Source organism: Kitasatospora sp. NPDC059803 (assembly GCF_042732255.1).
Classification (GTDB): domain Bacteria; phylum Actinomycetota; class Actinomycetes; order Streptomycetales; family Streptomycetaceae; genus Kitasatospora.
In genome coordinates, this window is record NZ_JBHWIJ010000086.1 from 1 (window position 1) to 16,755 (window position 16,755).

The 16,755-nt window shown below is 70.0% G+C and carries 17 protein-coding genes; 9 read left to right on the top strand and 8 right to left on the bottom strand.

Annotated elements, in window-relative coordinates; all coding sequences use genetic code 11:
• Window positions 1-41 precede the first annotated feature (41 nt).
• From ACFV6I_RS16345 to ACFV6I_RS16355, 3 genes are all read right to left on the bottom strand, one after another.
• A complete protein-coding gene (locus tag ACFV6I_RS16345) occupies window positions 42-449 on the bottom strand; it encodes a hypothetical protein (protein WP_380425839.1) in 408 nt (135 codons plus the stop codon).
• Window positions 450-478: 29 nt separating this feature from the next.
• Window positions 479-610: a hypothetical protein gene (locus tag ACFV6I_RS16350; RefSeq protein WP_380425841.1), complete on the bottom strand. Its 132-nt coding sequence runs from the start codon at window positions 608-610 to the stop codon at window positions 479-481.
• A gap of 240 nt (window positions 611-850) precedes the next feature.
• Window positions 851-1,243, bottom strand: a complete 393-nt coding sequence (locus ACFV6I_RS16355) for a ribosomal protein L7/L12 (RefSeq protein ID WP_380425843.1) — start codon at window positions 1,241-1,243, stop codon at window positions 851-853.
• A gap of 404 nt (window positions 1,244-1,647) precedes the next feature.
• On the opposite strand from ACFV6I_RS16355, the gene ACFV6I_RS16360 reads away from it, so the two are divergent.
• A complete protein-coding gene (locus tag ACFV6I_RS16360; RefSeq protein ID WP_380425845.1) occupies window positions 1,648-2,193 on the top strand; it encodes an SMI1/KNR4 family protein in 546 nt (181 codons plus the stop codon).
• 194 nt (window positions 2,194-2,387) lie between these two features.
• Here the strand turns inward: ACFV6I_RS16360 and ACFV6I_RS16365 are convergent, their stop codons facing one another.
• From ACFV6I_RS16365 to ACFV6I_RS16375, 3 genes are all read right to left on the bottom strand, one after another.
• Window positions 2,388-2,774 (bottom strand): nuclear transport factor 2 family protein, encoded by a 387-nt coding sequence (locus ACFV6I_RS16365; protein WP_380425847.1) that lies wholly within the window; start codon window positions 2,772-2,774, stop codon window positions 2,388-2,390.
• A gap of 79 nt (window positions 2,775-2,853) precedes the next feature.
• Complete coding sequence (locus ACFV6I_RS16370; RefSeq protein ID WP_380337738.1) at window positions 2,854-3,549, bottom strand: type 1 glutamine amidotransferase domain-containing protein; 696 nt, start codon at window positions 3,547-3,549, stop codon at window positions 2,854-2,856.
• 166 nt (window positions 3,550-3,715) lie between these two features.
• The gene (locus ACFV6I_RS16375) at window positions 3,716-5,485 is read right to left on the bottom strand and encodes an MOSC domain-containing protein (protein WP_380425849.1); all 1,770 of its coding nucleotides are present in this window, start codon (window positions 5,483-5,485) and stop codon (window positions 3,716-3,718) included.
• 304 nt (window positions 5,486-5,789) lie between these two features.
• Between ACFV6I_RS16375 and ACFV6I_RS16380 the strand changes: the two genes are divergently transcribed.
• The 7 genes from ACFV6I_RS16380 to ACFV6I_RS16410 all read left to right on the top strand — a co-directional run bounded on the left by ACFV6I_RS16380 (window position 5,790) and on the right by ACFV6I_RS16410 (window position 13,569).
• Window positions 5,790-6,329: a hypothetical protein gene (locus tag ACFV6I_RS16380; RefSeq protein ID WP_380425851.1), complete on the top strand. Its 540-nt coding sequence runs from the start codon at window positions 5,790-5,792 to the stop codon at window positions 6,327-6,329.
• Between the two features lie 438 nt (window positions 6,330-6,767).
• Window positions 6,768-8,123 (top strand): phenylacetate--CoA ligase family protein, encoded by a 1,356-nt coding sequence (locus ACFV6I_RS16385; protein WP_380425853.1) that lies wholly within the window; start codon window positions 6,768-6,770, stop codon window positions 8,121-8,123.
• A gap of 300 nt (window positions 8,124-8,423) precedes the next feature.
• Window positions 8,424-9,347, top strand: a complete 924-nt coding sequence (locus tag ACFV6I_RS16390; protein WP_380425855.1) for an ABC transporter ATP-binding protein — start codon at window positions 8,424-8,426, stop codon at window positions 9,345-9,347.
• Window positions 9,340-10,134 carry an ABC transporter permease gene (locus ACFV6I_RS16395; protein ID WP_380425857.1) on the top strand — a complete coding sequence of 265 codons (795 nt, stop codon included), beginning with the start codon at window positions 9,340-9,342 and terminating at the stop codon, window positions 10,132-10,134. The genes ACFV6I_RS16390 and ACFV6I_RS16395 overlap by 8 nt, the downstream gene beginning before the upstream one ends.
• Window positions 10,127-10,915, top strand: a complete 789-nt coding sequence (locus ACFV6I_RS16400; RefSeq protein ID WP_380425859.1) for an ABC transporter permease — start codon at window positions 10,127-10,129, stop codon at window positions 10,913-10,915. Before ACFV6I_RS16395 ends, ACFV6I_RS16400 begins: the two co-directional genes overlap by 8 nt.
• 54 nt (window positions 10,916-10,969) lie before the next feature.
• On the top strand, window positions 10,970-12,931 hold the full coding sequence (gene rfaE2 / locus ACFV6I_RS16405; RefSeq protein WP_380425861.1) for a D-glycero-beta-D-manno-heptose 1-phosphate adenylyltransferase: 1,962 nt from the start codon (window positions 10,970-10,972) through the stop codon (window positions 12,929-12,931).
• Window positions 12,928-13,569, top strand: coding sequence for a D-glycero-alpha-D-manno-heptose-1,7-bisphosphate 7-phosphatase (locus tag ACFV6I_RS16410; protein ID WP_380425863.1), 642 nt, complete (start codon window positions 12,928-12,930; stop codon window positions 13,567-13,569). The genes rfaE2 and ACFV6I_RS16410 overlap by 4 nt, the downstream gene beginning before the upstream one ends.
• A 51-nt stretch (window positions 13,570-13,620) precedes the next feature.
• On the opposite strand, the gene ACFV6I_RS16415 is transcribed toward ACFV6I_RS16410, so the two are convergent.
• Window positions 13,621-14,523 carry a CAP domain-containing protein gene (locus tag ACFV6I_RS16415; RefSeq protein WP_380425865.1) on the bottom strand — a complete coding sequence of 301 codons (903 nt, stop codon included), beginning with the start codon at window positions 14,521-14,523 and terminating at the stop codon, window positions 13,621-13,623.
• Window positions 14,524-15,104: 581 nt separating this feature from the next.
• Entirely contained in the window at window positions 15,105-15,683 is a 579-nt protein-coding gene (locus ACFV6I_RS16420; RefSeq protein WP_380425867.1) for a hypothetical protein, read from the bottom strand.
• A gap of 262 nt (window positions 15,684-15,945) precedes the next feature.
• On the opposite strand from ACFV6I_RS16420, the gene ACFV6I_RS16425 reads away from it, so the two are divergent.
• A complete protein-coding gene (locus tag ACFV6I_RS16425; protein ID WP_380425869.1) occupies window positions 15,946-16,647 on the top strand; it encodes a hypothetical protein in 702 nt (233 codons plus the stop codon).
• The last annotated feature ends 108 nt before the right edge of the window (window positions 16,648-16,755 follow it).

Here is a 16,755-nt window from a genome sequence, read left to right on the forward strand (position 1 = left end):
GCCCGCGGGCGCGGCCGCCCCCCCGTCCGCAGCCGGCCCGGCTACGCGGTACCGACGGTGAGCCGGGTGATGCTCCCGACCACCTCGGTGTCGGTCGCGTCGAGCAATGAGGCCCGGACGGCCGCCGTGTCACCCGCGACGTAGCGGCTCTGGTTCAAAGTCGTGACCGGGACGGTCACTTGGACATTCGTGCCCGTGCAGTTCGGGGTGAAACGTGCGTAGCCAAGGGCGCCGGACGTACGGTCCTCGGCGGTCACGGTCGCGGACGCGACGAAACCGCCGGCGTCGCAGGAGTGCGCGATGGTGACGTTCACCGTCGCCGAGGCGCCACCGGAAACGGTCGCGCCGTCGACCCGCACCCCGGTGCCGGCGTACGCCGGGGCCGCCCCGAGCACCGTCCCCGCGAGCAGTACGGGTGCGCCGAGCAGAGTCACGATCCTGCCGTTCATGATGCCTCTCCCAATGCCGATCACCGGTGTCACACCGTCGACGACGGACCGGTCAGGCGGCGGTCGATCCCGGAGTCCATCCCGGGGTGATACGCCGGGACCGGCACCACCGGCACCACCGGCAGCGTCACCGCCGTGACCTGCAAAACTGACCTGACCATACATCATCAATACCAACTGACAAGGAAGTTGACTCAGGTCGCGGAGTCGCTCCACCTGACCTCTGCGGCGCCGCTGGACCCGTCCTCCGCCCGCGCGGCCGCCGCCAGATAGCCCGGCGGCCTCGCAATCCGGCCTGGCACCCACCCCCACCCCCACCCCGTCTCGTCGCGCTGCGAAAGCGAGGACCGTAGGCCACCGCCGCCCCGATGTGCCTGGCCTGTGTACAGGTGACAGGGAGCTCAGGTGCCGTGGTGGGCGGTGTGCCCGGGAAGGGGGCCGTAGGCGGTGCAGTAGCCGCAGTCGCAGGTGGTGAGGGAGTTGGCCTGGCAGTGGGCGGTGGGCCAGGCCCAGGAGGTGCAGGGCCCGGGGGCGACGGGGGTACCGTCGTCGGGCAGGGTGCGCCGGCACCAGTCGCACCGGACGGAGGCGGGCACGCCGGCCCGGCGCAGCTGGCGGGCTGCGGGGGCGGCGATCTCGAACGGAACGTCCTCCCGTACGGTGGCGGGTGCGCTGTCCAGGAGCTGCTTGCTGTGCCACAGACTCAGGCCGGTGACCGCGCGTACCGCCTTCAGGGCCGTCGCCCCGCCAGGCGAGCCACCGCTCACCACGATCGTGAACTGCGGATCCTCCACGAACCCCCCTTGGTCGGTCAGTGTCGTGTCCGGTGCCAGTCAACCGCCCGTGCCCGCGCCCGGCCACAGGTTTTCCACACCGGCCGCGCCGTCAGACCCCAACACCCGGCCGTACCCGGTACGCGGTGCCGTACATGGGCGGCACCCGAACGCCACCGGCTCCGAGCGAAGCCCGAAGGTGCTCCGCATCCTCGCCGGACTTTGTTCGGGCGGTCGCCGGGACCGGGTTCCCACCGATCCTGGGGGGTCTCAGTCGATGCCGGGTGTTCACCGGTTGTGGCTGCGGGTCTACACAGCAGGGAGCTGCTGGAAGAATCTCGGCAGGTCGATCCACAGCGGCACCGGTCAGGACGCCGGGCAGTACGGTGACTGATCGAACCCCACCCCACGGAGGAGACACCGCCATGGTCCACCCTGCCATCGCCCGTCTCTCGGCCCTGCTTGGGCAGCCGAGCATCCCGGGCGACACCATCGAGTGGGACGAGCTGGCACGGACCACGGGCCTTCGCCTTCCCGCCGACTACCGTGACTTCGTCACGCTCTACGGCGGCGGCGAGCTGGACGAGTACCTCGGCGTCAGCACACCGCCGGCGGCCGGCTCCCCGTACGGCGACCTCGTCGACGGACTGGACTTCGACCCGGCGGAGGAACCGGCGGCCCCTACCGGCACCGCCCCGGAGAACCTGAAGGAGGGGAGGCTTCTCCCCTTCGCGAGGAGCGCCAATGGCGACGTGGCCTTCTGGCTCTGCGACAGCCAGGACCCGGACAGCTGGGACGTCGTCGTCTTCAAGCGCCAGCCCCTCTACGGGGAGGAACGCTGGGTCCGATTCGGGGCGGGCTTCGGCGATTTCCTCCTCGGCACACTCGGTGGCACGCTGCCGAACCCGTTCAGCGACAGAGGCTTCGCCGAGCCCCCGCACGCCTACCGCAACTGGCGGCAGCCGCTGTGACTCGCACGGTGTTTACCGAGGCGGACAAGGACATCGCGGAGCGGGAGGCAACGGAGCAACTGGCCACCGTCTGCCCCAACGAGGCGCTGACTGTGGTCGTCGCCGAGGGGGGCTGCCCACGTTGCCCGCCACTGCCTCGGCGCGCTCGGCGAGTTCGGGTGTGTTCGAGGTCGCGGCCGCAGACCAGCGGCGGATCACTCCCCGGGTTCGACCCACTGCGACCGCCAGGCCGGCGGGTCGAACGGGTCGGCGAAGTACTGCGTCTCCCTCACCACGCGCCCTGCCGAGAACTCCATGATGCTCACCGTCTGCGTGGGTTTGCCGTCATAGGTGAGCACGAATTCGGTGACCCAGAGGTCGCCGGATCCGAGGATCCTGCGCACGGTGAAGGTCCGGACCGCGGGATGTTGGGTGCGCAGTGCCTGGATGTTGCTCCTGCCGCGGATGACCTCGCCGGACTGCGGGTACTCGACGATGACGTCGTCGGCGTAGATGTCGTGTTCCGCGTCCGCGTCGCCGCTGTTCGATGCGGCCCAGTGCTGGTCCAGCAGGGCCCGGGCAACCGTCGCTTCCACCGTCATGGCCCTTTCGCTCGGAACACCACGTGCCCGACGTCCTGTGACGCGGGCGCGTGTCTGGGCGGGATCGCTCCAGGGCTGGTCACTTGAGGATCTCCAGCATCCGGTTCCCGAGGACCGCGGCCGAGGCCGGGTTCTGTCCGGTCACCAGGTTGCGGTCCTCGACCATGTAGGGCTCCCAGACGGGACCGCGGCTGAAGTCGACCCCGACCTTCGCCTTCACGTCGGTCTCCAGCAGCCACGGCACCCTGGAGGCGAGTCCGACGCCGTCTTCCTCCTCGTCGGTGAAGCAGGTGATGTGGTAGCCCTTGAACGGCGACTCACCGTGGATCCTGGTGGCCAACATCGCGGCGGGACCGTGGCAGACGATGAACAGCGGCTTGCCCGAGGCCAGTTGCCGGGTCAGCAGCCGCCCCACGTCGGCGTCCCACGCCAGGTCCGCCATCGGACCGTGACCGCCCGGCAGGTAGACCGCGTCGTAGTCCTCCAGGCGCACGTCCGACAGCTGCAGCGGTCGGCGCAGCACCTCCGCGGAACGGATGATGGCCTCCAGTTCCAGGGCGCTGTCGTTTCCGCCGACCATCTCGGGGCGCAGGCTCATCATGTCGACGGTCGGCGTCACACCGTTCGGCGTCGCGACGACGACCTCGTGACCGGCGTCCGTGAGGATCTTGTACGGGTTCGCGAACTCCTCGGCCCAGTAGCCGGTCGCGTGCCGCGTGCCGTCCTTCAACACCCAGTAGGTGGCTCCGCTGACGATGAAAAGCACTTTTGCCATGGCAGAAATCCCCTCTCGGACGCATGCCAGGAGCGGGTTCGGCGGGATGCCCCTCGCAACCACGCTAGGCAGCTGCGCCGACCGCGCGCAACCCGGTGCTCCGTCGGCGCTCTGGCACACGTATCGCGCCGCCGACGGTGGCGCCCCCGGCTACGGACACATCCGGTCACATGTCCAGGACCACGTCGGCCGGGGGCGTCGAGCAGCAGATGAGCGCGCTTCCCGCGGCGGGGGGCTCCAGGGGCTGCGGGGCGTAGTCGACGTGGCCGGAGAGGAGCGCGGTCTCGCAGGTGTGGCAGATTCCGGTGCGGCAGGACCAGCGCACGGGCACGTCGCACGCCTCGGCGAGTCCGAGCAGCGTCCCGTAGTCAGGGTGCCAGGGGACGATCAGCCCGCTGCGCGCGAAGGCTACGGACGGCCCCGGGCGGCCGCCGGGGGGAGCGGCCGGCTGGTGCGGTGTCCGGGCGGGGCCGGTCACCACGCCGGGGGTGATGGCGGACGTGGCCCCGAAGACCTCGGTGTGGATCCGGGAGGGCGGCAGGCCGCAGGCCTGGAGGGCTCCGGTCATGTCCCGCATGAACGCGTTCGGCCCGCAGATGTAGGCGTCGGCGTCCGGAGGCGGTTCCAGGCTGCGGATCCGTTCGGGACTGAACCGCCCGCTGACCATGTAGTCGACACCTGGGCGGTCGAACCCGGACGGACGGCTGTAGGAGACGAATGACCGGCCTGCGGGCAGCTGGGAGAGCAGTGCGCGTACTTCGCCGGCGAACGGGTGGTTCTCGCCGTCCCGGGCCGCGTGCAGCCACCACACCGCGCGCTGCGAGTGCTCCGCGGCCAGGGCGTGCAGCATGGCCAGGACCGGGGTGGCGCCGACACCGGCGGACAGTAGCAGGACAGGAGTGTCCGCGTCCGCGAGCAGGAACGTGCCGCGCGGAGCGGCGACATCGAGGACGTCACCCACCTTCACGTGCTGGCGCAGGTAGGTGCTGGCGACGCCGTTCGGCTCCTGCTTGACACTGATGCGGTACGTCTCGGCGCCCGGTCGGCCGGAGAGCGAGTAGCTGCGGATGATCGGGGAGGCCTGTGGGTCCGGCCGCAGGCGGACCGTGAGGAACTGCCCCGGCAGGGCGGCGGGGAGCGGTTCGCCGTCGACCGCTGCCAGAGTGAGCGAGAAGATGTCCGCGCTCTCCGGTTCGATGCGGGCGGCTTCGAGCTGACGGAACCCGGGCCAGGCCGGCGGCGGGCTGCTGGTGGTCAGCCCGCGGTTTCCACCCGCGGCGCCGGGGCCGCGGTCCGCGTCGTCGAGCAGGGCTCGCAGCGACGTCTTCCAGCCGGGGCTCAACGCGGTGATGCGCAGGGCCCGTTCGAGCTGCGGCCGGGCGTGGCCGGGCAGGTAGAGCAGCGCGTCGATCTCCGCGACGGTCATCTCCTCGGGGCCCGAGGCGATCTTCACGATCTCGTCGCCGGCCCGCACCGGCCCTTCGGTCAGCACCCGCATGTAGAAGCCCGGGCGGCGATGGGACACCAGCAGGGCGGCCATCTGCGGCTCGCCGAGCCGCAACCCCACGCGGTAGCACGTCACGCGGGGTTGGGTGACCTCGAAGACCGCACCGCCGATCCCGTAGCGGTCACCGATGCACACCTCGTCGTCGGCGAGTCCGTCCACGGTGAGGTTCTCGCCGAACTGGCCGTACGTGAAGTCGTCCCGCTCCAGGTGTTTCTGCCAGTGGCGGTAGGAGCTCAACTGGTAGACCAGCACTGCTCGTTGCTCGCCGCCGTGCCCGGCGAGGTCACCCTGCCCGTCGCCGTCCAGGTTGAGCCGGCGCGCCATCACGGGACCGGCGACGGGGTACTTCCAGATGCCGGTGCGGGTGGTCCTGCCCTGCCAGGGGACGTCCTTGGGCATGCCGACGTTCACGGCGATCAGAACGGCCATGACCTGTGCTCCTCCCGCGCTCGACAGGCCGGTGCCTGCCTCCAGCGTCGTACGGTCGGCCGCCGACCGCACCCGAAGGGCTCTGCGCGGCGCCGGGGCACGGCGACGAGTAGAGTTAAAACCGGTGGGCGCCGTCGCCGCGCGCGTACCGCAGGCGCGGGTACGCCGCCGTCGTCGAGGCGGTCATGAATCTCGACGATCATGCACCTCGAACAGGCCTCGTTCGTCACCGGCGAGATCCTGCACGTCGACGGCGGCCAGAGCGCCGGCTTCTGAAAGAACCGGGATCGGGAGCGATCGACCTATGCGCACTCGCAAGCAGCTGACTCCGCTCGGCGCTGTCGGTGCGGGCCTGGCGGCGGGAGTGGTCGGCACCGTCTGCATGGACGCCGCGCGGTTCCTGCGCCAGCGCCGGGCCGGCGGCGAACACAACGCCCTGCACTGGGAGTTCGCCCCGGTCCGCACCTGGCAGGAGGCGCCGGACCCCGGGCAGGTCGGGAAGCGCCTGGTCGAGGCCTTCACCCGGCGCGAGCTGCCGGACAGCGCGGCGTTCCCCGTCAGCACGTTGATGCACTGGTCCTACGGAGTGGGCAACGCGGCCTTCTACGGCATCGCCAGCGCCTCGCTGCGCAAGCCCCACGTCCTGTACGGGCTCCCGTACGGTGCGCTCGTGTGGCTCAGCGGATACGTGGTGCTTCCGATCGCGGGACTCTACAAACCCATCTGGAGGTACGACGCCAAGACGCTGGGCGATGATTTGACCGCCCACCTCGCCTACGGCCTCGGTACGAGCAGCGCTTTCTGGCTGCTGAGCAGGGTTCCCGTGTTCTCACGACGGCTGTAGTTCGCGATCCGGCTGGTGCTGGCGCACTCCGCCACACTGCGGAGCCGGCCGCTCTGTGTAGCTGGTGCCACCCGTTGAACCGGGTCCGTCCCGCCATGAGCGGTTCGGGTGAGCCGGAACCGGCCCTTCGGCCGTAGTCCAGGGTGGCGGCACAAGCCGCTCGAAGAACCTCGTGCGATCAGCCTGGAAGCCCGAATGAGATGACTCGACATGACACTGCCCGCAGGCCTCTGGCGACGCCCAGCCGGAAAGTGCCCGGCGGCGATGAGACTGGTGGGGCAGCCGAGGCATGGAGTGACGCCACGCTGGTTGGGCGTAGGGGGTCCCGGGCAGCGATCGCTGAATGTCCCCGAGGAGTAGCGGGAGACGACTCTTCGGACTCTTCCGGTGGACATGAAATGGTGGAGTGGGACTGTGCGGCGGCAATTCGATCCGTTGGTGGGAACAGAGAACGAGCGGCACTGGCACTCGCAGATGGTTCATGAGGGACTGCTCTTTCCGCAGATCTACGGGGAGCGCACGCTGTACTCCGAACTCGCGCAGCGGCCCGGACGGATCAGGGAGATGCAGCGCGAGCGGCTGACAGCGGTGCTCCGGCACGCCGTCGATGCGGTCCCGGCGTACCGGCGGACCGGGATCACGGTCGACGGCGGCGCGGATCCGTGGCGGGTACTGTCCGCCTTCCCATTGGTGGGCAAGCGTCAGCTTGCCGAGGGCATGATCGACCACTGCGATGACGACATCGACCCGGCGGTGTGCAGGGTCCTGGAAACGTCGGGGACCAGTGGTGTGCCGTTGCGGATGATCCGCCATGACGACGCGTTCGTCCACGAGTGGGCCACCGCGCTCGTCCGGAACGAGCGAGCGGGGTTGGCGTTCGACCGAAAGGTGCTGATGCCGTGTCTCGCGCGACTCGACCACTGGTTCGAGTACACCTCTCCCGGGATGGGGTTCTCGCGCGTTGCGCAGTTCGGCACGGCCGGACGCACGGCACCCGACCGTGCCGGGTTCGCCGACCGGGCGAGGGGCTTCCGCCCCGACGTGCTGACGGGGTCTCCGCGTAACCTCATGGACTTCATGGGGCTGTTGGGGCAGCACGGCGGCCGCCTGCCGTCGGTGCGGTCCGTCGTGTCGTGCGGGGAGCTTCTCGTCCCCGCCGCTCGGGAGGCACTCGCGGACTTCTTCGGGCTGACGGTGACCGACATGTACGCGATGAAGGAAGTCGGCACCATCGCGGTGCAGTGTGCGCTGGGCTCCTACCACATCGAGTCGGAGCGGCTGTGGCTGGAGGTCGTCGACGACGATGGTGTGCCGGCGCCGGAGGGCAGCGTCGGGGAGGTCGTGATCACCGATCTGACCAATCTGGCGATGCCCCTCATCCGCTACCGGACGGGGGACTTCGGCTCGCTGGCAGGGGCGCCGTGCGCGTGTGGCCTCCCGCACAAGGTGATGGACTTGGTGGAGGGGCGGAACCCGGGGGAGCTTCGCCGGCCGGACGGGACGGCGGTCCCCGTGCTCTGGGCCGTCCGGGCTGTCCGCCGCCACCCGGTCCGCCGCTACCAAGTCGTGCAGGAGGCCGACTTCTCCGTGTCCGTGCTGGTCTCGCCCGCTCCTGCGTTCACCGCTGCGGACGCGACGGAGCTGACCCGCAGTCTCGCGGACGTCCTCGGCACGGACGTCCGGTGCCGGGTGCGGGAAGTCGACGACGGCGACTTCCACAGCACCGGCCGGCGCAAGGACGTCGACTTCGTGAGCTTCCTCCCCGACGTCGCCGACAGCCCGGGCAGGCTCTGAGCCTGGGCAACGAAGGCGGCAGCAGTGACAGGGGAGGCCCGTTGTCCGATTCCGAGAGGAGGTGACCAACATGACCAAGGAGGAGCGCATCGCGCAGATCCAGCAGTTCTTTCGTGCCGACGGCGTGATCTAGCCGGTCGCCCGGCGACCCGCGCGCGGAAGCCGGATTCCGCCCCCGGGCCGGTACCACGCCGGCCCGGGGATCGTGGACGGGCGCATGTGATGAATCCGAGATACCGCGAGGTGACGTGTAATGGGGTTGTCGTGAGGCCGTGTCAGCCGGACGGGGAAGTCCTGCGAGTGGAGAACCTGCGCAGGGCATTTCCCGGAACCCCGCCTGTCGAGGCGCTGCGTGGCGTCAGTTTCACGGTGCGTGCCGGGGAGATCGTCGGACTGCTCGGAGACAACGGTGCGGGCAAGACCACGCTCTTGAAGATCCTCTCGACGCTGCTCCTCCCGTCAGCGGGAGGGGCTGCGGTCTGCGGTGCCGACCTGGCCGGGCAGGCACGCCGGGCACGCCGTCACATCGGTGTCGTCTTCGGCGGAGACCGGGGGTTGTACCCCCGGCTCTCGGCCCTGGACAACATCATGTTCTTCGGCGGCCTGTCCGGCCCGCACCGCCACCTGCGCGACCGCTCGTTGGCGGCCCTGGAGGAGGTCGGGCTCGCCGAACGGGCCGAGAGCCGGGTCGAGACGTTCTCCAAAGGCATGCGGCAACGCCTCCACCTGGCCGTGGGAATGCTGAACCAGCCGTGCCTGCTCATGCTGGACGAGCCGACGATCGGCCTGGACCTCCTGGAGGGGGAGCGGGTCCGCGAGGCCGTCGCGCGGCTCGCCGGCACGGGCACGGCGGTGCTCCTCACCAGTCACTACCCGACCGACATCGACCGCCTGGCGGGCCGAGTCGTGCTGCTCGAATCCGGCTCGGTCTCCCACGACCTGCCCGTCAACGAGTTCCGGCGGCAGGCGGGTTTCACTGCGGAGGTGAGCTTGTCCGGCCCAGGCGTCGCGCCGCGTGACGCTGCCGAACTCCTGGCCAACGCGTCCGTGCGGATCCAGCAGGACGAGGACGGCTGGAGACTTGCCTTCCAGGTCGGAGCCTGGGACGCGGACGTGCTCGCCCGACTGGCCGAGGTCGTACGACGGCATCCGGTGACGGACATCGATGTCGCCTCGCCCGGTGTCGAGGCCGTGATACGACGACTGGCCGTGAATCGTGGGTGACGCCCTGCGTGCCGCGCGGACGGAAGCGTGGGCGGTGTGGCGCGCGGCCGTGCTTCAGATCAGGGAGACCGGCCGGGTCAGAACGGCGATGGTCGTCTCGGTGATCCAGCCGGTGGTCCTCCTGGCCGTAGTCTCCCGGGGAACCGCGAGTACCGACTCCGGACAGGCGACCGAGGTCGTGTTCGGTTGCGTGATGATCGGACTGTGGTCGTCCACCCTGTGGGGCGCGGGAACGCTACTGCGCCGTGAGGCGGCCCAGGGAACCCTCGCGGCACTGCTGGTTCGCCCTGTTTCCCTGCTGTCCGTCCTTCTCGGCAAGACGCTCGGGGTTGCTGCGGCGGGACTGGTGCGCACGCTGGCCGCGGTGGTTGTCGCCGTGCCCGTCCTCGGGCTGCACCCACAGCTTCCCCGGCCGTCGGCGGCCGTACTCGTCACTGTCGCGGCCGTCGCCTCCGCAGCAGCCATGGGGCTCCTCCTGAGCTGCGTGGTCCTTCTGTCCCGAGCGGGTCTGCGCGTCGTCGAGGCCCTCGGCTACCCGGTCTTCGTTCTCGGCGGCATCGTCATTCCGCCGGATCTCCTCGCTCCGGTGCTGCGCTGGCCGGCCCAGGCTGTCAGCCTGCACCATCTGGCCGAGTTGGTGCACGATGCCGCCCACGGCCGGGCGCCTGCCTCCGTTCACCTGGCGGGCGTGCTGATCCTGACCGTGCTCTACCTCGCCTGTGGGGTGTACGCGTTCAATGCTGTGCTGCGGCGCGGCCGAGTCAAGGGGACCCTTGAGCTTGCCTGAATCCGTCCGAAGTGCGCTCACCGTCGGCCTGCGGATCTGCCGTCTCTCGGGGAAGGACTATCGGGTCGCCTCAGCCGGCTTGGCGGCGTCGTCCAGCGTGGCGATTCGGACGGTCTTCCAGGTCGCCTTCTTCACCCTCCTCGGGCAACTCGCTGGGGGAGCCACCGGACGTGCGTACGCGTTCGTCGGAGCCGTCGTCTTCGCTCCGGTCGCAGCGGTCACCAGCCACGTGTCCACTGTGGTGACCGCCGAAGTCCCCCAAGGGACCATGTACCGGCTGCGCCTCGGGAACGTCCCCCTGCTCGCCGTCATGCTCCTGCGGTCGTGGGTGTACGTCGCCGAAGGGCTCGCCATGTCACTCGTGGCCCTGGTTGTCCTTGGGCCCACCATGCTCGGCTGGCGCGCGACGGCCGACGTCGCGGCTGCGTATCCCCTCGTTCTCCTCACCACGATGGGCTGTCTCTGCACAGGAATGCTCTGCTGCGCGCTCGTTCTCCTCGGCCTGGACGAGGGAATGGCTGTCAATTTCGTCGGTTACCTCATACTGCTCTGCGGCGGCGTGGTCGTTCCTGTTGATCCGGACGGAATCCTTCACCTGATCGGCCAGGCGCTACCCCTGGGCGCCGGCCTGAACGCGGTGCGGATCGGTACGACGGGTCAGGTATGGGGGGCGGTGGCACACGAGGTGGCCGTAGCAGCGTCGTGGCTTCTCCTGACCGGCGTCCTCCTCCGGTATCAGGCCCAACGTGTCCGTCATGGCTCCGCACCCGAGTCGGTGTGACCGCGCACCCACCGGCTGCGTCCTCCCCCTCAACTCCCCTTCCGGAGGCACTTCATGGCTCCATCGGGCGAAGAACACATCCGCGCCCTCGTCCAGGCGCTGCACCACCTCGACACCGATGTCCTGGACCGCTGGGGTCGGATCCTCGCCCCTGCCCTGGCTGCCGGGAGGCGACTGCTGGTCGCGGGCAACGGCGGGTCAGCAGCCGAGGCCCAGCACCTGACGGCCGAACTGGTCGGCCGGTTCCGCGCCGAGCGCGCCCCGCTCTCCGCGATTGCGCTGCACGCCGACTCCTCATCGGTCACCGCCATAGCCAACGACTACGGGCCCGAGGAGGTCTTCGCCCGGCAGGTCCGTGCACACGGGCGCCCTGGCGACGTCCTGCTCCTCCTCTCCACCTCCGGTACCAGTCCCAACGTGCTCGCCGCCGCCCGCGCCGGCCGGGAAGCAGGCCTCACCGTATGGGCCTTGACCGGCCCCGGCCCGAACCCCCTCTCCGACGTGAGCGACGAGGCGGTGTCCGTGGACGCCGCCCAAGCCGCCACCGTCCAGGAATGCCACCTGGTCGCCGTACACCTGCTGTGTGCCGGCATCGACACCCACCTCACCGGACCCGCTCCCTCCGCCGACACACAACCGGACGGCCCGCGTCGACTGGTGGTGGTCGGCGACGTCTTGCTGGACCGCGACATCACCGGGACCGCAGACCGCCTCTCCCCGGAAGCCCCCGTCCCCGTCGTCTCCGGCACCCAGACCGTCAACCGGCCGGGCGGCGCCGGGCTGGCAGCCGTCCTCGCCGCCCGGACCCCCGGCTGGCGCGTCACCCTCGTCTGCGGTACCGGACACGACGAATCCGGGGCGCAGGTACGCGCCCTGCTGGGCGAAGCCGGGATCGAGGTCATTGATCTGGCAACCGGCGGGACCACCCCGATCAAGACCCGCATCCGCACCGCCGACCGCACTGTGCTCCGGCTCGACACGGACACCTGCCCACTTCCACTCGGACCGTTGCCAGAACTGGCGCATGCCCGGCTGGCCACCGCCGAGGCAGTCCTGGTGTGCGACTACGGGCGCGGCATCACCTCCCACCCGGAACTCCGCCAAGCCCTCACCTCGGCCGCAGCCGGCCGTTCACTGGTGTGGGACCCGCACCCCAGAGGCACAGCGCCGGTTCCCGGCACCGCCCTGGCCGTCCCGAACGCCGAGGAGGCATTCGCCTTCAGCGGACACACCGGACCTCGCGACCTGGCGGGCGACACGGCCCGCGCCGTCCGACTGCTGGCCATCTGGCCCGTGAAGCAGCTGGCGATCACACGCGGCCGCAACGGCGCGGTCCTGGTCACGAATCCCGACGGCCACCCCCTGGCAGTCCCGGCCAGATACGCGGCCGGCGACACCTGCGGAGCCGGCGACCAACTGGCGGTCACCGCAGCTATGACGCTCGCCGCCGAACGGCTGCCCTCCCACGCCGTGGCCGCAGCTGTCGAAGCTGCCACCAGCTACATCGAAGCAGGCGGCCCTGCCTCCCTGGCCGTCGTGCCCGCCCCCTGGTGCACGGGCCCGCTGGAGCACGCCGCCCGGGTACGCGCGCAGGGCGGCAAGGTCGTCGGGGCGGGCGGCTGTTTCGACCTGCTGCACGCCGGCCACCTCTCCCTGCTCGACCAGGCCCGGCGCCTGGGCGACGTTCTGGTCGTGTGCATCAACAGCGACGCCTCCGTTCGCCGCCTCAAAGGCGAGAGCCGGCCGGTCGTGGGCGAACGCGAACGCGCCATGCTGCTGACAGCCCTGAACTGTGTGGACGGCGTGATCGTCTTCGACGAGGACACCCCCGCAAGGGTGCTGGCCGAGCTCCGCCCGGACATCTGGGTCAAAGGCGGCGACTACGCAGGCCAACGGCTCGCCGAAGCCGACCTCGTCGAAAGCTGGGGAGGAGAAGTCGTCACCGTGCCGTTCCTCGACGGCCACTCCACCACCGGCCGGATTCACCACGTCGCCCAGCGGGCGGGCGTCAGATGATCCTCGGCGGCAGCATCCCGGTCACCGGCACGGTGGTATTCGTCGGCCAGCACACAGTGACGGCCGTGCGACAGAATGACCCGAGGCACAGGCCACATCCGGAACGGCGCCGGAAGGCCGTGTTCCTCGACCGCGATGGCACCCTGACCGAACCCCGCCACTACCCCTCCCACCCCGCCGAGCTGGTCCTCCAACCAGGCATCGAGGCACCACTGCTGGCCCTCCAACAAGCGGGCTACGCCCTCGTCGTCGTCACCAACCAGAGCGGTGTGGCCCGCGGGTTCTTCACTGCGGAGACCATGAGCGCCATGCACGACCGGTTGACCCTGCTCCTCGCACACCACGGCGTTCATCTCGATGCCGTCTACGCCTGCCCTCACCACCCGGAAGGCACCCTTCCCGCGTACCGAAGCGCCTGTCAGTGCCGGAAACCGGCTCCGGGAATGCTCCACCAAGCCGCCCACGACCTCGGACTCGATCTCACCCGATCCTGGATGGTCGGAGACTCGCCAAGCGACGTCGCCGCCGGTCAGCGAGCCGGAACCCGCACCGCCCTCGTCGGCCGCCAAGCACTCAACTGCCCACGCCCGGACCTCCAGTCCTCGACCACTTACGACGTGCTCCGCCGACTGGTCTGACGGCCGAGGGCTGCTCGGAGCCTTGTGCCTCAATTCACCAAGACGCTGCCCTTAGTCGATGAAGTCTTGTGTGAAATAGAAGTAAGTAGCCGGACTCCCGTCGGGAGATGTGCCGGGCCCATAGGCCGTTCCCAGGCCGGCCCGTGTGTGATTTCGGTCGAGGAGGTTGGCTCTGTGTGCTGGTTCATTCATCCACCAGTTGAACGCATCCTGGGGTGTGGGCGGAGGAGCGTTTCCTGAGGACCATCCGAAGTAGACGTTCTCGCTGCCGGAAATTCCGACGGCTCTCATGATCCGCTCTGGTGGTGTACTGCCGTCCGATCCCATGTGGCCGGGCCATCCGTTCCATATCTGGTCCTTCAGGCCGGGGTGGTCGGCGAGGTCCTGGCTGTGGGCGCGTGTCGCGCCGACGAGCGCTGCGTCTATCGATACGTCCGGGGACCCGTTCTGCCGACGGGCGCTGTTGACGAGGTCGAAGGTTGCCAACTCCTGCCAATCCACGTAGACCTGGGGTTCATCTGGCCAATGGTCGATGACGAATATCAAGCCGCTCGCCTGATGTCCACCGCCCGCAGCGCATAGACCTTTCTCCGGAAAACCGTCGAAGAACATGGCGTAGCAATTGGCGCAGTAGCGCCAGTTCGTTTGCTGGGTCGGGGCGTCTCCTGAACCGTCATGCCGGACGGTGCACATGTAGCCGCTCGCCTGGTGTCCGCCACCCGCAGCGCATGTGCCCTTTTCTGGAAAACCGTCGAAGAATAAGGCGCAGCAATTGCCGCACCGGCGCCAGTTCGTCTGCTGGGTGGGGGTCTCCGTCGCGTCGGAGGGGAAGCTGTATGCGAAGCCGAAGGCTTTGTGTCCTTGGCCGGCAGGGCATGCGCCTTTCTCCGGAAGAATGTCGAAGAACAGGGTCTGGCATTTGTAGCAGGAGCGCCAGTCGACCAGATTGGTCATGGGATCCTCCAGGACTTGACGCAAGACCTGTTGGTTCTTGCGGGCCCCCTCGGAGTTGTAGCGGGGCGGGGTGCCGGACGGTGCCGCCCCTCCCAGGATGGCGCGCAGGAAGCACCTGCGCACGGTGCCGGTGGGCGTTCGGCGGGAGCTGGGGGAGCAGCTGCAGCTGGGTGTGCGGCGGCCGCAGGTGGACCCGCGGCCCCGGTGGCCGTGGCTGGCCCCGCGTGGCCCTTCGCCCAGGCCCGCGCTCAGTCGAGGCCGGCCTCGAAGCGGGCTTCGGGGACCGGCGACCGGATCATCCCGAGTGCGTCAGGACCAGACGGTGACCTGCTCGGATGCCGGTCCCTCGTCGGCTCGCGCGGGGCGTTGCGACACGCGGGGTTTCTCATTGTCCCGCTACCTCGAAGTGATCAGGTATGGGCGTCTAATGGTAGTTTGTCATGATTTTTCGTCAGGTGTTCTGTGTCGCTTGCGCCTTGTCGCGCGGGGGTGCGGGGCGCTTTGTTGTGAGGAGAGGTGAACCTGCGGATGAGCGCTCGTACTCGTGGACAGGGCGATCCGCCGTGGTACCGGGTCAGCCGTCAGTGGCCCGTGGCCGTGTCCAACAGGGCCCTGGCCGGTGAGGCGCCCCCGGGCGGTGCCGTTGTCGCATCCGATCCGGTCGGCTCGGGTGGACGGCGCGGGGAGCGCCGTGCGGGGGTGGTGTCGGTGGGGAGCGCGCTGCTGTCCGGTATGGCACTGCTGGCGGCCACGGCTCCACCGGCGACCGCCGCGCCGGTGGGGGCCGTGCCGGTGCGGACGCAGCGGGCTGATCCGTCGCAGACCTTCACCTTCACCGGCGCTTCGCAGACCCTGACGGTTCCGGCGGCGGCGGTGGTGACGATCACCGCGGACGGTGCCGGCGGCGCCGACAACACCGGCACCGCCTGTTCCGTCACGGGGACCGGTGGGGCGGGGGCGCGGGTGGTGACCACCCTGCCGCAGACCACCACATCGACGACCTTCACCATCAACGTCGGCGGCACCGGTGGCAAAGGCTGCAACGGCACCGGGACGCCGGGTGCCGGCGGGTTCAACGGCGGCGCCCCAGGGGGAGGTTTTCCGCTCACCGGTTTTCGTTTCGAGGGCCCGGGTGGGGGCGGGGCCTCCAGCGTCAGCACGGGCGGTTCCCTGCTGGTGGTCGCCGGGGGCGGCGGTGCCGCCGGTGGCACCGGAGCGGGCTCCGGGGGAGGGAACGGGGGCAACGGCGGGACAACGCCGGACGCCACCGGCGGCACCTCGGGAAGTGCCACCGGCCCTGGGGCTTCGCCGGGGCAGGGCGGGGGCGGTGGCAGCACCAGCACGAGCACCGGGGGTGCCGGCGGGGCTGCCGGCACCGTTCCGCTCTGTGCGGTCATGAACGGTGGGCCGGGGAGCGGGTTCTTGGGTGCCACGGTCGGTACCGGTGGCGCCGGGGGCAGCTTCGACGGCGGCTGCGCCGCTTCTGCCATCGCTACTGGTGGCGGCGGTGGGGGCGGGTACTTCGCCGGCGGGGGCGGCGGCAGCGGCGCCGTCAACAACAGGGGCACCTCAGCAGGTGGGGGAGGGGGTGGTGGGGGCAGCAGCTTCGCCGCCCCCACGGGTACCGGCACGAGCTACGCGCTCTCGACGATCGGGACGGCGAACCACAGCGGCCAGGTGATCATCTCCTACACGGTCCCGTCCCTGACCATCACCAAGACCCACGCCAGGCACTTCACCCAGGGGCGGGACGGCACCTACACCATCGCCGTCGGCAACGCTGCCGGGGCCGCTCCGACCGACGGCACCACGGTCACCGTGCACGACACCCTCCCCGCAGGGCTCAAGGCCGACAGCATCAGCGGCACCGGCTGGACCTGTGACCGGGGCACGCTCACCTGCACCCGCAGTGACGCCCTTCCCGCCGGGAGCAGCTACCCGCCCATCACGCTGCAGGTCGATGTGTCCTGCCGGGCCGACGACGAGGTCACGAACTCCGCGACCGTCACCGGGGGCGGCGACACCACCACCCACACCGCCACCGACCCCACCACGATCAAGCACCACAAGCACGACGAACACGACGAGTACGACATGCGCTGCGACCACCACGAGCACTGGTAGACCAGCCCGAGGTCCGACGGGACGAAGCACCGGCCGCCAGCACGGTGGCCGGTGCTTCGTGCTGTCCGGCGAGGGGTCCGAAGGTGTGACCTGGCCTGCTTGCAGTGC

What these genes read in the sequence shown, in the direction of transcription:
- ACFV6I_RS16345 (WP_380425839.1), bottom strand. Translation starts at nt 449, where the DNA reads ATGAACGGCAGGATCGTGACTCTGCTCGGCGCACCCGTACTGCTCGCG.
- rfaE2 (WP_380425861.1), top strand. Translation starts at nt 10,970, where the DNA reads ATGGCTCCATCGGGCGAAGAACACATCCGCGCCCTCGTCCAGGCGCTG.
- ACFV6I_RS16410 (WP_380425863.1), top strand. Translation starts at nt 12,928, where the DNA reads ATGATCCTCGGCGGCAGCATCCCGGTCACCGGCACGGTGGTATTCGTC.
- ACFV6I_RS16375 (WP_380425849.1), bottom strand. Translation starts at nt 5,485, where the DNA reads ATGGCCGTTCTGATCGCCGTGAACGTCGGCATGCCCAAGGACGTCCCC.
- ACFV6I_RS16350 (WP_380425841.1), bottom strand. Translation starts at nt 610, where the DNA reads ATGGTCAGGTCAGTTTTGCAGGTCACGGCGGTGACGCTGCCGGTGGTG.
- ACFV6I_RS16380 (WP_380425851.1), top strand. Translation starts at nt 5,790, where the DNA reads ATGCGCACTCGCAAGCAGCTGACTCCGCTCGGCGCTGTCGGTGCGGGC.
- ACFV6I_RS16365 (WP_380425847.1), bottom strand. Translation starts at nt 2,774, where the DNA reads ATGACGGTGGAAGCGACGGTTGCCCGGGCCCTGCTGGACCAGCACTGG.
- ACFV6I_RS16415 (WP_380425865.1), bottom strand. Translation starts at nt 14,523, where the DNA reads ATGACCAATCTGGTCGACTGGCGCTCCTGCTACAAATGCCAGACCCTG.
- ACFV6I_RS16360 (WP_380425845.1), top strand. Translation starts at nt 1,648, where the DNA reads ATGGTCCACCCTGCCATCGCCCGTCTCTCGGCCCTGCTTGGGCAGCCG.
- ACFV6I_RS16370 (WP_380337738.1), bottom strand. Translation starts at nt 3,549, where the DNA reads ATGGCAAAAGTGCTTTTCATCGTCAGCGGAGCCACCTACTGGGTGTTG.